At 39.4% G+C, this 13,925-nt stretch carries 11 protein-coding genes; 10 read left to right on the top strand and 1 reads right to left on the bottom strand.

Going from position 1 to position 13,925, the window contains the following annotated elements; all coding sequences use genetic code 11:
• Nucleotides 1-474: 474 nt before the first annotated feature.
• From FXW07_RS16785 to FXW07_RS16760, 6 genes are all read left to right on the top strand, one after another.
• Complete coding sequence (locus tag FXW07_RS16785) at nt 475-1,929, top strand: OB-fold nucleic acid binding domain-containing protein (RefSeq protein WP_229396566.1); 1,455 nt, start codon at nt 475-477, stop codon at nt 1,927-1,929.
• Nucleotides 1,930-2,853: 924 nt separating this feature from the next.
• A complete protein-coding gene (locus FXW07_RS16780; RefSeq protein WP_229396564.1) occupies nt 2,854-3,507 on the top strand; it encodes a CBS domain-containing protein in 654 nt (217 codons plus the stop codon).
• 63 nt (nt 3,508-3,570) lie between these two features.
• Entirely contained in the window at nt 3,571-4,386 is an 816-nt protein-coding gene (locus FXW07_RS16775; RefSeq protein ID WP_229396562.1) for a CBS domain-containing protein, read from the top strand.
• A gap of 233 nt (nt 4,387-4,619) precedes the next feature.
• Nucleotides 4,620-5,615 carry a CBS domain-containing protein gene (locus FXW07_RS16770; RefSeq protein ID WP_229396561.1) on the top strand — a complete coding sequence of 332 codons (996 nt, stop codon included), beginning with the start codon at nt 4,620-4,622 and terminating at the stop codon, nt 5,613-5,615.
• A gap of 549 nt (nt 5,616-6,164) precedes the next feature.
• Entirely contained in the window at nt 6,165-7,010 is an 846-nt protein-coding gene (locus FXW07_RS16765) for a CBS domain-containing protein (protein ID WP_229396559.1), read from the top strand.
• A gap of 170 nt (nt 7,011-7,180) precedes the next feature.
• A complete protein-coding gene (locus tag FXW07_RS16760) occupies nt 7,181-7,957 on the top strand; it encodes a CBS domain-containing protein (protein WP_048116592.1) in 777 nt (258 codons plus the stop codon).
• A gap of 272 nt (nt 7,958-8,229) precedes the next feature.
• Here the strand turns inward: FXW07_RS16760 and FXW07_RS16755 are convergent, their stop codons facing one another.
• Nucleotides 8,230-9,018, bottom strand: coding sequence for a TIGR00266 family protein (locus FXW07_RS16755; RefSeq protein WP_229396557.1), 789 nt, complete (start codon nt 9,016-9,018; stop codon nt 8,230-8,232).
• Between the two features lie 348 nt (nt 9,019-9,366).
• On the opposite strand from FXW07_RS16755, the gene FXW07_RS16750 reads away from it, so the two are divergent.
• The 4 genes from FXW07_RS16750 (at nt 9,367) to FXW07_RS16735 (ending at nt 13,859) form a co-directional block, all read left to right on the top strand.
• On the top strand, nt 9,367-10,539 hold the full coding sequence (locus FXW07_RS16750) for an RNA ligase (RefSeq protein WP_229396555.1): 1,173 nt from the start codon (nt 9,367-9,369) through the stop codon (nt 10,537-10,539).
• 393 nt (nt 10,540-10,932) lie between these two features.
• A complete protein-coding gene (locus FXW07_RS16745; RefSeq protein ID WP_229396553.1) occupies nt 10,933-12,003 on the top strand; it encodes an elongation factor Tu in 1,071 nt (356 codons plus the stop codon).
• A 41-nt stretch (nt 12,004-12,044) separates the two neighbouring features.
• Nucleotides 12,045-12,542: a gamma-glutamylcyclotransferase gene (locus FXW07_RS16740; protein ID WP_229396551.1), complete on the top strand. Its 498-nt coding sequence runs from the start codon at nt 12,045-12,047 to the stop codon at nt 12,540-12,542.
• A gap of 477 nt (nt 12,543-13,019) precedes the next feature.
• Entirely contained in the window at nt 13,020-13,859 is an 840-nt protein-coding gene (locus FXW07_RS16735) for a class I SAM-dependent methyltransferase (protein WP_229396550.1), read from the top strand.
• Nucleotides 13,860-13,925 lie beyond the last annotated feature (66 nt).

Below are 13,925 nucleotides of genomic sequence, written 5' to 3'. Positions count from 1 at the left end.
GTTCAAACTTAAAATCAAAAAGAATAAAAGAGACTTTATAAGGTATTTGGTTATGATTATTCTTATCATTCATTAAAAGATGTAAGAAAAAGTGGTCGTGTCCCTGAATTATAGATCAATTTCGAAAAAGCGAGTACATCTCTCGTATTTGATGAATATATTGGGAGATTCTCTCACTTTCGGTTTTCAATGATTCAAACCCACGACCGAAAAAGTTAATGTGCGACTTAAGTTAATGTGCTCAGACTTGTAAACTTGTAATTTACTAACCTGTAATCTACGTGTCTCTTAACAGTTTTTGAATTTTATGCCATAATGCTAAACCGGATTCAAAGCATTGACCGTCACTAACAGTCACTAACAGTCACTAACAATCACTAATAGTCACTGACAATTATTGCCACAGGAATTAAGGCAAATAATTGAGGCAAATAATAGACACTGAAAATAGAAATCATATATTAAGGGGATAATATGACAGACATTGAATCAATTTATAACAAACTTAATAACGTTATCAGTAAAGAAGACTTTCTGCAGCGTGTACAGGAAAAGGTCGAAAGCATGGGAGGGCTTTGCGATGAACCTATGGCTGCCATGCTGGTTGCCAACGAACTTGGATTTTCGGATGTAGGTCGGGACAGTGTAAAGGTTGAAAATATTACAGCTGATAGCGGACAAATTAACTTTGTTGCAAAGGTTGTGTCGGTTTTTGAGATCAAAGAATTCACCCGAAACGACGGGACGATAGGTAGAGTCGGAAATATAATTGTTGGAGATGAAACCGGCAAGATTAAGCTAACTCTCTGGGACAACATGGCAGATCTCATAAAAACTGGAAAAATCGTAGCAGGGCAAACCCTCCAGATCAGCGGCTATGCGAAGCAAGGATACTCAGGAGTGGAAGTCAATGTCGGAAATAATGGAGTCCTGACCGAGAGTGAAGAAGAAATCGATGTAGCTGCCAACAACCAGAAAATAAAGGATATAAAGGACGGCATGGGAGACCTGAATTTGACAGGAAAAGTCCTGGAAATTTCAGAGGTAAGGACCTTCCAGCGAAAAGACGGAACCAATGGAAAGGTAGGAAACCTGCTTCTTGGAGACAGTACAGGCACAGTCAGGGTGACCCTCTGGGACGACAGGACTGAGTTTATGAACCAGGTAGAATATGGAGACACTGTGGAGCTGGTAAGTGCTTATGCGCGGGAGAATGCCTTTACCCAGAAAGTTGAGTTGCAGGTGGGAAACCGCAGTATAATAAAGAAAAGTGAGAAAAAAGTCGAGTATGAAGAGGAATTCATCCCAATTGAGGATATCGGGACTGATATGAACAATATTAACGTTTCCGGTAGAGTTCTTGATATAGGGGAAATCCGGACTTTTGAGAAAAAAGACGGGTCTACCGGAAGAGTCGGAAATCTTCTTCTTGGTGATTCCACTGGAAAAATCAGGCTGACTTTATGGGATGAAAAAACCAACTTTCTGGATGAAATCGACTTTGACGAGACCATAGAGGTACTTCATGCTTACTCTCGTGAAAATGCCTTTAACCAGCAGGTGGAACTCAACCTGGGAAGCCGGGGGATAATCCAGAAGAGTGAAAAGGAGATTGAGTACAGAGAAAAGTTTACGGATATCGCTGATATTATCCCTGGGGAAAACTATTCGGTTCAGGGTAAAGTTTCCGAAATCGGGGAACTCCGCGAGTTTGAAAGGGAAGATGGAACCGAAAATGTGGTTGCAAATCTCCAAATAAAAGACGAAACCGGCAGCATAAGGCTAACTCTCTGGGGAGAACAGGCTTATGTGATCGAAGATCTTGATATTGACTCCGAAATCCAGGTCATTAATGCATATTCGAAGTATGGCCTGAATGAAGAAATCGAGCTGAGTATTGGGAACCGAAGCAGAGTAATTATGCTTTAATCACTTTCCCTTTTTCGGCTTTGGATCGGGCTTCTGATTCTGGTTTACTACTCAAGCCATACTTTTTAAGGTAAAAACTTATAAAGTGCGTTCCAGTGGAAATAAAGGGGTCTGAAAAATTTCTTGTGAGAGAAATAAAAAGCATTACAAATATAATTTGGATTTTTTGAAACTGTATAAGCCTATTTTCTAAAGTATACTTCTTTTCTGCACTTCTTTCTAATACTTCTTCCAGAAGATTGAATCTTTTTCATTCTCAGCAAAAACCTCCAGTGGAAATAGGGGGGTTCTGAAAAATTTCCTCCGTGATTTCCTTAAGCTTTTTACTATGAGCTTTACCATAGACAAACTAACTGGAGATTTAAAGTGAATGCGCTCGACTTCACGCAAGTTTACGTTCTCTACAAAAAAAGCAAATTCCGTTATTATTATGTACCTTGAATCATATATAAGCTGTAAAAAAGTCCGAAAATTATGGGGAAAACATCTTAGAGGAAGCGGACAAAAAATAAATCCGGGACAATGAGCCTCACCGGAATGTCATCGTTAAAAAGCTAATGATTGCAAGGTCTGAACTGAAGGGAAAACTAAAGCAATCTTGGACGTTTTTCCACAGGAAACTTGATACCTGAAGAGCTTTTAATCGAAAAGAATATTATAAATTATATATTTGATTTTATATTATAAATAATATATTTTGACTTAATGTAAATTATCTAAAATTATCTGAAATTATCTGAAATTACCTAAAATTGTCTAAAATTACCTAAAATCATCTAAAATTACCAAAAATTATCTAAAATTATCTAAAATTGTCTAAAATTATCTAAAATTATCTAAAATTGTCTAAAATTACCAAAAATTATCTGTAAATCTTATATTGTGAATTGCCAAATTACGGAATGAAAGGGGGAACGGCAGTAGATGGCAGATGGACCTGGAAGGGACACAGATGCTGAGAGAGATATAGATACTGGTATTCACAGCAGAGAGATTGAAAGAGAGGTCTCAGTTGCTGAAGTCATGAATAAAGCAGTCATAATAATGGACATTAATTCAGACATTCCTGCCATTGCAAGGGAAATGGTCAGCCGCGATGCAGGAAGCGTCATTATTACAGAAAATGGCAAAGCCATGGGAATTATAACTGAAAGGGACTTTGTAAAGGGTATTGTTACCGAGGATAAAAAACCAGGTGAGGTAAAGGCAAATGAAATCCTATCAACCCCCTTGATAACCGTAGAACCTGAAACAAGTATAGTAGAAGCTTCCGAGATCATGTTAAAGGCAAATATTAAAAGGCTGCCTGTCCTGAAAAACGGTAGAATAGTAGGAGTGATTTCGAACACTGATATCCTGATAGTAACACCCGGACTTAATACTATCCTTAAAGAACTTATTGACATGAACAGAGAGGCTCTCCTTTCCACTCCCTCAATCGAAGAGGTTTCAGAGGCAGAGGATTTGCAGACTGGGATGTGCGAATCCTGTAATATCTTTTCATATGATCTTAGACTTGTGGATGGAAGATACCTTTGCGGAAACTGCCGGCAAGAAGAAGGCGAGGACTACGAGTAACTTATGACCTTTATCTACCGATTTTGAAATTCCTTTTTTAAAGAGAGTATAAGGTGGTCGACAATGAACGTTAGTGAGATTATGACAAATGAGCCTGTAAGTATAAAAGAGGGAGAATTTGTAACTCGCGCCCGTCAGCTGATGCGCGATTATCTTCTTCGGAGCCTTGTTGTTGTTGACGAAGAGAATAGGCTTGTGGGAATGCTGAGCGACCAGGATATCCTAAGGGTTACCTCTACACGCTCGAATGTCACAGTAGGTGGGTATGCAAGCCAGTCCCCCACGGTCACTCCGGACATGAATATGATAAAGGCTGCAAAACTGATGGTACAGTCGAAGCAGAACAGAGTTCCCGTTGTTAAATCAACTACGGACCGTACAGTTGTTGGAGTCCTGAGTAATGTGGATATTCTCAGAAACGTTGAAGTTCCAAAAAATATTCCTAAAACATTGCAGGCCGTAATGACGAAAAAAGTCAAAACGTGCTCACAAGAGGACAAAGTCAGCGTAGTCTGGGCGTATATGCTCGAGACCGATTATACAGGTATTCCTGTAGTTTCAAAGAAAGGCGAACCCATTGGAATGATAACTCGTAGAGACATAATCAAATCAGGTGCTGTGCGCACTGAAGTGGAAGACGAGAGACGAACAAGACCTAATGAAAGCCCAAAAGTTGAGAAGATAATGTCAACACCTACGTATACACTTTCAGAAAATGATTCCATTCAAAAAGCAATTGATATGATTATTCACCAGGATATCGGAAGAGTTACTATTGTAAATGAAAAAGACAGGGTATCTGGAATCGTTGATAGACAGGACCTTTTGGAATCTATTGTCAATGTATGGCCTGAAAAACCCTCTGAAAATCGCCTTTGAATTTTCACGCAAAAAGATTATAACATCAAAGATCATCATTAATAATAATTACAAATATAGGATAAAGTAAACCTTTTGGAAAGATTCGGGAGAAATTGCTTTCAGGTTTTATTTTTCCGGGAGCAAATCTGGGTCTGTTGAGGAATTAACTGCAGACCAGGAAAATTTCTGCAAAAAAGCAGAAAAAGAATAAACGGAATACGAAAAAAGCAATTAACTGCAACTCGAATTCGGTGGTCCTATTGAACAGAAATACGACATTTTCGTCCGTTGATAAGATGAAGGTTCAGCCAGGTGTGAGCAAATCCAAGAAAGCGCAGCAGAAAGACCCGCACACGATTAGCAGCATGGGCACTATGCGAATAGGTCCTGAGTTTAAATCCCGTATTTCAGAACATGAAGGAAAAATTCTGGCCCTGGCAACAAGGAATGTAGTAACCCTCCCTCCAACTGCAAAAATAATGGATGCAATCAGGATTATGACTGAAAAGAGGTTCAGGCGCATTCCTATTACAAACGCCGGTACACGGAGACTGGAAGGGGTAGTTACTTCCGTAGATATTATCGATTTTCTGGGGGGCGGAAAAAAGAATCTGCTCGTTGAAAACCGCTTCAAAGGTAACCTTCTGGCTGCAATCAACGAAGAAGTACGACAAATCATGGAAACTGACATTCCCTATCTTTATGACCAGGCTGACTTTAAAGACGCTGTTTCAACAATGATTGAAAGAAGAACAGGCGGTCTGCCAATCGTGAACAGTGACATGCAGGTCGTTGCAATCTTTACCGAAAGGAATGCACTTGAATTGATGGGCGGAATCGTGACAAACCGAACTGTTGATGAATATATGACCGAGAACGTCAGAATGGTCTCAACTGATACTCCCATTGGACAGGCAGCAAAAATAATGGTAGAGAACAGGCTTCGAAGGCTTCCTGTAGTCAAAGACGGCATCTTCGCAGGAATTATCACGTCCTCTGATATTATCCATTTCCTTGGAAAGGGAGAAGCCTTCAGTAAGCTGACAACAGGAAACATTCACGAGGCTCTAGACCGGCCTGTAGGTTCTATTGTCTCAAGAGAGCTGATATGGACCAGTCCAGGCACAGACCTGGGAAAAGCAATGGAAATAATGCTTGAGAAAAAGATAGGTTCACTTCCGGTCCTGGATAATGGGCTGCTCCGCGGCATTATTACTGAAAGAGATCTTCTGAGATCTCTTAAATGAATTCCAGGAAATAATCAATTGATAAGAGATTCCAATTGATTAGACCTCATCCAGGCTGGTTCAAGTTGGTTCAAGCTGATTCAAGCTGATTCAAACTGATTCAAACTGGTTCAAACTGTCACGGAGCTTAACGAAGTTTAGCGAAAATTAAAGTTGAACTGAGCCCGAGAAACTTTCGGGCTTAAGTTTTAAGAGATTAAGATTCCAAGAGATTAAGATTCCAAGAGATTAAGATTCCAGGAGATTAAGATTCCGGGAGATTTGAAGAAAGGAAAATTTTCTAGCTGGATAGATCAAGAAGTAAGCCTATAATTTGTGTATAGGCCGAAAAGTAAGCTGTACATTGAGTATTCAGGATTTGAAGTGTAGCTCATTAAAATAAAAACCTTCTAAAATAAGAACCTTTTAAAATAGTTCTCGCTTCAACAAGAGGTACTGGTTACTTCCCTAAAAGTTCACCAAGTACAGCTAAAAACTGTAACTTTTGCTTCCGATTCAAAAAGTATAATTATTGACACTTATATATTGTAAAAGTGAAGGAGGTACTTCATGAATGTAGCGAACATCATGAGTTCACCTGTGTACGTCGTAAATACAGATGAACCCGTGTCACGTGCGAGAAAACTGATGTTAAGGCATAAAATCAGTACGTTGCTCGTCCTCAATGAGGGCAAAATAGTGGGAATCGTTACAAAATCAGACATTACTAACCGTCTGGCTCAGGCTGAACCTCTATGGAGGAGGAGGCCAATAGATCAAATCCCTATCAAGTTATTGATGACTGAATCGGTCATTAGCATCTATCCTGAGGCCTCTATTTCCCAAGCAGCTGCCTTAATGCTTGAGAACGGGGTGCATACTATCCCGGTTGTAAAGAACGATATTGTAGGTATTATCACCAGGACAGATCTTGTGCGCTTTGTTGCGGAAAATGACGAGGAAATGAAAACAAAGATCTCTAAATTAATGACTGAAGATATTATTTCTGTTCACAGGCATCATACTATCAACCATGTAATTGACGAAATGAACAGAAATAACATCGAAAGAGTGATTGTTAAAGACGATGCAGGAAAGCCTGTAGGAATTATTTCCAGCAGAAGCCTTGCCTTAAACCTCTTAACTGATTTTCAAGGCGAACTTTCCACGAAAAACATCAAGATGACTCGTAAATCCTCTCCTGGAGGCCAGAAGACCTATAGATATGTAAAAGAGTTACCCTTGACCGCAGAAGACATCATGATATCTCCAATAAACTCCATTGATTCAAATGAAGATGTCAGTGCAGCCGCCAAAAAGATGATTGAAAATGGAGTGACTGCATTACCTGTCAGTGATGGAGAAGATATAGTGGGCATAATAAGCAGAACCGATATCATGAAAGCCATCCTCTGAAACACCGCAGTGGAGGTACATACTGCGAAAGAATCAATTAACAGCGATAGACAAATCATCCAAATGTAAGAAAAGAATGCGGAATTAAACCGTAGGAAACGGATGAAGAAAACACGTAAAGAATTACGAAAATATAATTAAAAATTCTGGATACGCATGAGGTGAATTACATGCAAGCTAAAGACATGATGGTACAGCCATACAGGATTGATAAGTCAGACACCATATCTCACGCTCTGGATCTAATGGAAAAGAAAAACACAAAACGTCTGCTGGTAGTTCATGACGATCAGATAATCGGTGTACTTACAATGAGAAGTCTGACAGAGCAGCTCGGGACTCGCAAGAAACTGAGCAAACCTGCATCCTCTCTGCATGTTGCAACAGCCGTATCCGACAATTTTGTAAAGGTTCTGCCTGATACCGATACCAGGGATGTTCTTACCCTGATGAAAAAGACTGGTGGCGTAATTATTGTCACTGATAATGGAAAAGCCCTGGGTTGGGTGACACCCCAGGAATTCATGGAACTAAATCACTTCACAGGCTTTGTCGGGGAAGTAATGGAAAAAAATCCTGTAGTGATCAGTTCATCCGATAGGGTTAGCCACGCTAGGCGAGTTATCCTGGACAAAGATGTAGGAAGGCTGCCAGTACTTGAAAACGGAAAACTTGTAGGCATTATTGCTGAAGATGATATTGCCTTTGCCATGCGTTCTTTCAGGGATTTAGTGGCTGATAATCAGCAGGATTCAAGGATCAAGAACCTATTGGTAGGGGATATTATGACCCGTAGTGTGATTAGTGTCTATACCAATACTCCACTTGAAGAAGCTGTAAGGACAATGCTAGAACACGATGTAGGTGGTGTTCCAGTCCTCAGCCTGGATGATGAACTTGCTGGTTTCCTGGCCCGCAGAAATGTAATAAATACACTTGAGAAGTAAGCTCAAAACCAGAGAAAGAGAGACAGAAAAAACTTAATTGAAATCCTGAAAGCCAGTAATTAAGAAAATAAGAAAAGGCCTGCTTTCTTAAACAGGCCTTTTTTGAATTTCTGCACTTTCTCTTGGACCTATTTCTTGCTTTAAAACAAATTTTACTTTAATCCCATTTAGGAAGGATTCTTATTTTACAATGAATCTCTCTTTAAGAAGAATTCGATTTTAAAACAATTCCCCTTTTAGAATGATTTTTTATTTAGAATACTTTCCTATTTTTAGAAAGACCTATCTCCACCGATGAGGCCTCCCAGAATACCAGTTCCAGCAACGCCGGTCTGTTCGTCCCTGTGACCATAGGCAGAAGCTGCAAAGATTCTGTCAGCAAGACGGGAGAAAGGAAGGCTCTGCATATATACTGTGCCCGGACCTGTAAGGGTTGCAAGAACAACTCCTTCACCACCGAAAAGTGCATTTTTAAAGTTCTTTGACCAGGTTATATCATATGTTACGGTTTCGGTGAAAGCTGCCACACAGCCTGTATCGACACGATAAGTCTCACCAACCGCCAGGTCTTTTCTTATAACTGTGCCCCCGATATGGAGAAAGGCCAGACCGTCACCTGTCAGTCTCTGCAGGATAAAACCTTCGCCACCGAAGAATCCTGCTCCAAGCTTGCGGGTGAAAGCTACTTCTATTTCTACTCCGCGAGCAGCACAGAGAAATGAATCTTTTTGACAGAGGAGACTGCCTCCAAACTTTGTGAGGTCAAGGGGAATAATCTTTCCCGGATAAGGAGCCGCAAAAGCTACATGCCCCTTTCCAGAACCTTTTTGAACAAAGCTTGTAATAAAGAAACTTTCTCCTGTCAGGGCCCTTTTAAGTCCTTTTTTGAGACCTCCGAAAAATCCACCACCTTCGTTACCCATACTTGTCTGCATCTCAATTCCGGGCCCCATGTATGCCATAGCCCCGGCTTCTGCCTGAACAGCTTCATTCGGATCAAGCTCAATTTCGACGATCTGCATATCGTCGCCGATAATCTCGTAGTCGATTTCATCTGCCATATTATACACTCCAACCTTTTTGCAAGCTTAGATGTAATAAAATTAGAAACAAATTAGAACCGAATACTTAAAAACATTTTTAATGGACTGGATCATTTTAAAATTATTTCATGAAAACAGGTTATTGAAAAGACAGGTTATTGAAAAGACAGGTTATTGTGAAGACAGGTTATTGAAAAGACAGGTTATTGTGAAGACAGGTTAATTGAAAAGACAGGTTATTGTGAAGACAGGTTATTGAAAAGACAGGTTATTGTGAAGACAGATTATTGAAAAGACAGATGTAGATATTCTGATACATGCCTGATAACGACAACTTATTTCAGGCCTGAAAACAGATAAATAAACATGAGTAGAGAGGGGAACGAGGAAATAGATCCTCAATTTATAGTTAAGCTTGCCAGTTTCCTGGGATTCGAGAAAGAAAGGGTTCAGCACCTTTTTGAGAAAAACTATCTTGCCCAGAATTGGGGAAAATATGAATATCTGTTCCGTTTCGATAAGGAGATCTCCCATATAGAGAGGGGAACTGTGCTTTATGAGAAAGACGATTCTTTTGAAATCATAATGGGTTTCCCGAAAATCCGGAGAGCAATGGTACTGGACACCACGATTAAAAAGCATTTCAGCGGCCTTGAAAAAGTGGCTGTGGAAGAGAAGATGAATGGATATAATGTCCGCATAGCGATTGCAAAAGACGAAATCCTTGCAATTACCCGAAGCGGATATATCTGTCCCTATACGACTCAAAAAGCAAAAGAGAAATTGAATCTGAAGTTTTTTGACGATTTCCCTGAACTTGTACTTTATGGAGAAATGATAGGTCCGGACAATCCTTATGTCCCAAAAGATATCTATGGCATCGATTCAGTAGAGTTTTATATTTTTGATATTCGGGAGAAAAATAGCGGTAAGCCTCTTCCAATAAGCCGGAAACAGGAAATTCTGGAAAAGTACGGCTTTTTCCAGGTAAAGTTTTTCAAAGAAATTCCTCTGGAAAATGCTGCTGAAGAAATTGGAAAAATCATCCGGGAACTCGGAGAAAAAGAGCATGAAGGCGTCGTAATAAAAGACCCGGAAATGGTTCTTTCTCCGTTAAAATATACCTCTTCCCAGAGTAATTGCTCGGATCTCAGACATGCCTTTAAGTTTTACAATGAAACCGGCAGAGACTACATGCTTTCCCGGATTGTTAGAGAAGGTTTTCAAACAGTTGAATGGAACGAAGATAAGGCCGAGTTTGAAAAACGCTGCATGCAGCTAGGGAAGAGTATACTTGGCCCTCTCAGTGAATCCATTCTGAGTGTAAAAAATGGCCAGCGGTTATATGAAGAAGCAAAGATCCGGGTAAGGGATCTAAAAACTGCAGCCGAGTTCGAAGATTATCTTAAAAGACTCGGGATAGATGCAATTTTTGAAGAGCCTCAGTTAGTAGGAGAAGAGTATCTGGTAATTATAAAAAAGATTAACAAAAGCACCAACGATAAAACTCAAGCAATGTGGCAGGGTGAAACCTGGTGATATTTCCCTGCCAGATTGTGTTTTAAGATTTGAATTTTGAATAGTTTTTTTCAGAGTATTTCGAAAAGAAATATATTACAGTATAATTATACCAGATGCAGGTTCAGAGTTATAACACCCTGTAAATTCAAAGTTATAATACCCTGTAAATTCAAAGTTATAATACCCTGTAAACTCAGAGTTATTAATAGCACATAGATCAAGGAATTACAAGGAATTACAAGGAATTAAAAGGAATTAAAAGGAATTAAAAGGAATTACAAGGAATTAAAAGGAATTAAAAGGAATTAAAAGGAATTAAAAGGAATTAAAAGGAATTACAAGGAATTAAAAGGAATTAAAAGGAATTAAAAGAAATTAAAAGAAATTACAAAGAATTAGAAGGAATCCAGTATGACAAATGTTGCAATTATCGGGACGGAAAAAAGTGGAAGAACCTCCCTTGCCGCAAACCTGGGGAAAAAAGGAACATCCTCCGACATAACTATGTATAATAATGCTAAGGAGAGCCGGAAAATGGTTTTTGTAGACTCGCACGGCTATCCCAAAGCTTTAAAATCCCTGATTACGGTACTGAATATTTCAGATATGGCAATCCTCTGTGTCCCTCCTGATGGCCTTGATAGGAATAATCCTGCAAGTGTTCATACCGGAGAATGCATTGTTGCCCTGGATCTGCTCGGCTTTAAGCATGGAATAATTGCCCTGACAAAGTCCGACAGTACACATATGTATGCAATCGATGAGCTGATAAAGAAAATAAAACTGATGACCGCAGGCACTTCCCTTCAGGATTGGGAATGTATTTCCCTGAATACCAACAAAAGTGCAAAAGATCCTTTTGAGGGTGTGGAAGACCTCAAAGCCAAAATTTCCGAGATCTCAGAAAAAATCGAAGCCGAACAGGCTGAGTTGAATAGTCTGCCTGCAAGAGTGTTTATAGATCATGCGTTCAATGTTACTGGAAAAGGCTGCGTTGTTCTCGGAGTTGTCAAACAGGGGATTTCAAAAGACAAGGACAAAACCAAAATTTTCCCGATGGACAGGGACATTGAAATTCGATCCATCCAGAGCCACGATGTGGATATTGAAAGTGCACCCACAGGCACCAGAGTAGGAATGCGTCTTAAAAACGTGCAGGCCAAAGATATAGAAAGGGGATTTATCATCTCCGATAAAGAAATCATAAGTACTGATTATGTCCTTGAATGCACCATCTCAAGATTCACACGAGCAATTGAAACCTCAAGTGTGCTTCATCTCTTTGTTGGCCTGCAGTCCGAACCTGTACGTGTGGAGAAGATCCTGGTTGATGGGAAGGAAGTAAAAGAAGCAAAGCCTGGCAGTACCTGCGTGATGGAACTTTTAGGTAATAAAAAAGTAGCTTACAGTAAAGAAGACCGTTTCCTGCTGGCAAACCTTGACATTCCCCAGAGATTTGCAGGCTATGGCTTTACAAAATAAGTATTTTATAAATTTATATACATAATTTTTAAGGGTAGAATATGGAGAAAAATTCAGGAAATACAGTAAGAGATAAGACTCTTTATGGAAATGTTTTTCACAGAAATGTCTGTTGGCAGCGTTCTTACCAGAAACCTGAAGGTGAAGAGCTTATCATGGCACTGTACGGCAGCCTAAGAAATGGGCTTTACAATAGCCGCCGTTTTGATCTGCAAAACAGGTCAGAGTTTCTTGGTACAACAACAGTAAGAGGGTACGCTCTTTACTCCCTGGGCCCTTATCCAGGCATCTATCCCTTGGAAAATTCCTGTGTTGTAGCTGAAGTACGCAGGTTTTCAGGAAAACAGCAGCTTGAAATTGCCAAATCAATTGATTATATGGAACTTTTCGGAGGATACCACAGGGAGTATGTGGATCTGGAAATTGGTGAGCAGAAATTTAGAGGCTTTATTTACGTTTATGATGAGAAACCTGAATCGGAAAGAATCGAGCACGGTGACTGGGCCAGATACTTGAATGAAAAAGAACCACGGGAATGAAACAATTAAGAAAGTGAATAATACTACCAAAACGCATATGAAATTCTTCTAATCATCTTCTAATCACAAGCGCAAAGAAATGAAAGTACTTGAAAGAATTTTCATGCTAAACGTTACGAAGAATTCCCACCATGGCGTAAGTTATTAATAGGGAATTCAAAAAAGGATTTTAGAATGAACAGCAGCTGAGCATTCTGTTTTATTGAAAGATATTAACGGTTAATCGTAGATAGAGAGTTGTGGTTAATCGCAAATAGAGAGTTGTTTAACGGTTAATCGTAGATAGAGAGTTGTGGTTAATCGCAAATAGAGAGTTGTTTAACGGTTAATCGTAGATAGAGAGTTGTGGTTAATCGCAAATAGAGAGTTGTTTAACGGTTAATCGTAGAGATAGAGAGTTGTGGTTAATCGCAGATATAAGAGTCCGTGAATAAAGTCCGTAAATAAATCCATGACGGTGGAAAAGAGGGCTCATTTATGAATTTTATAGATATTCTAGAGTTTACAAAGAAACCGCAAATCTATGCAGAAGGAAACGCTGTTATGTGGACAGATGACCACATTTCAAAGCAGCTGTTGAATATCCATTTGAACCCGGATATTGATCTGGCAAGCCGGAGAAAAGCAAGTATAGAAAGTACCGTGGACTGGATTTTAAACTCCGTCAATCAGGAAAAAATGAATATTCTTGATCTGGGATGCGGACCCGGATTGTATGCTGAGGTTATGGCAAAGAGGGGACATAAAGTAACAGGTGTCGATTTCTCAAAGAATTCAATCGAATATGCCAGAAATGAAGCCATAAAGAAAAACCTGGATATAGAATACATAACCCAGAATTACCTCGAACTATGTGAAGAGAATAAATATGACCTTGCAATGATGATTTTTACTGATTTTGGCGTCTTAACACCAGTTGCAAGAAAGACTTTATTACAGAATATTTACAGAGCTTTAAAGCCTAAAGGAATTTTCATTTTTGATGTTCTCAGTGATAAAGACATCGAATTGAAAGTTGCTGAAAAATCCTGGGAAATGGAAGAATGTGGCTTTTGGAAAGATAGACCATACCTTGTTCTTTCAGACTCCTACTATTATCCGATGGACAAAGTGATATTGTACCAGCACATCGTAATCGATAATTCAGACAATTTCAATGTATATCGTTTTTGGACTCACTTCTTCACTTATGATGACCTGAAAAAGATGCTGGTACAAGAAAACTTTGAAAAAGTCGAGTGCTATGATGATGTCTTGCCAGATATCGATCTCTGGAATGGTAACAATGTTATCTTTTGTAAGGCAATTAAAAAATGATTTCAACAGGTTCCTCAGAAAGACGAGTTATGGAAATATAGGGAAAAATAATTTCAAGGGGTTCTT

Origin of the sequence: Methanosarcina sp. DH1, from assembly GCF_020804205.1 — an archaeon.
Taxonomy (GTDB): Archaea; Halobacteriota; Methanosarcinia; order Methanosarcinales; family Methanosarcinaceae; genus Methanosarcina; species Methanosarcina vacuolata.
This window is presented reverse-complemented; position numbering and strand designations above follow the sequence as displayed.

Coding starts and splice junctions, on each gene's coding strand:
- FXW07_RS16785 (WP_229396566.1), top strand. CDS start 475: ATGACAGACATTGAATCAATTTATAACAAACTTAATAACGTTATCAGT.
- FXW07_RS16780 (WP_229396564.1), top strand. CDS start 2,854: ATGGCAGATGGACCTGGAAGGGACACAGATGCTGAGAGAGATATAGAT.
- FXW07_RS16775 (WP_229396562.1), top strand. CDS start 3,571: ATGAACGTTAGTGAGATTATGACAAATGAGCCTGTAAGTATAAAAGAG.
- FXW07_RS16765 (WP_229396559.1), top strand. CDS start 6,165: ATGAATGTAGCGAACATCATGAGTTCACCTGTGTACGTCGTAAATACA.
- FXW07_RS16760 (WP_048116592.1), top strand. CDS start 7,181: ATGCAAGCTAAAGACATGATGGTACAGCCATACAGGATTGATAAGTCA.
- FXW07_RS16755 (WP_229396557.1), bottom strand. CDS start 9,018: ATGGCAGATGAAATCGACTACGAGATTATCGGCGACGATATGCAGATC.
- FXW07_RS16750 (WP_229396555.1), top strand. CDS start 9,367: ATGAGTAGAGAGGGGAACGAGGAAATAGATCCTCAATTTATAGTTAAG.
- FXW07_RS16745 (WP_229396553.1), top strand. CDS start 10,933: ATGACAAATGTTGCAATTATCGGGACGGAAAAAAGTGGAAGAACCTCC.
- FXW07_RS16740 (WP_229396551.1), top strand. CDS start 12,045: ATGGAGAAAAATTCAGGAAATACAGTAAGAGATAAGACTCTTTATGGA.
- FXW07_RS16735 (WP_229396550.1), top strand. CDS start 13,020: ATGAATTTTATAGATATTCTAGAGTTTACAAAGAAACCGCAAATCTAT.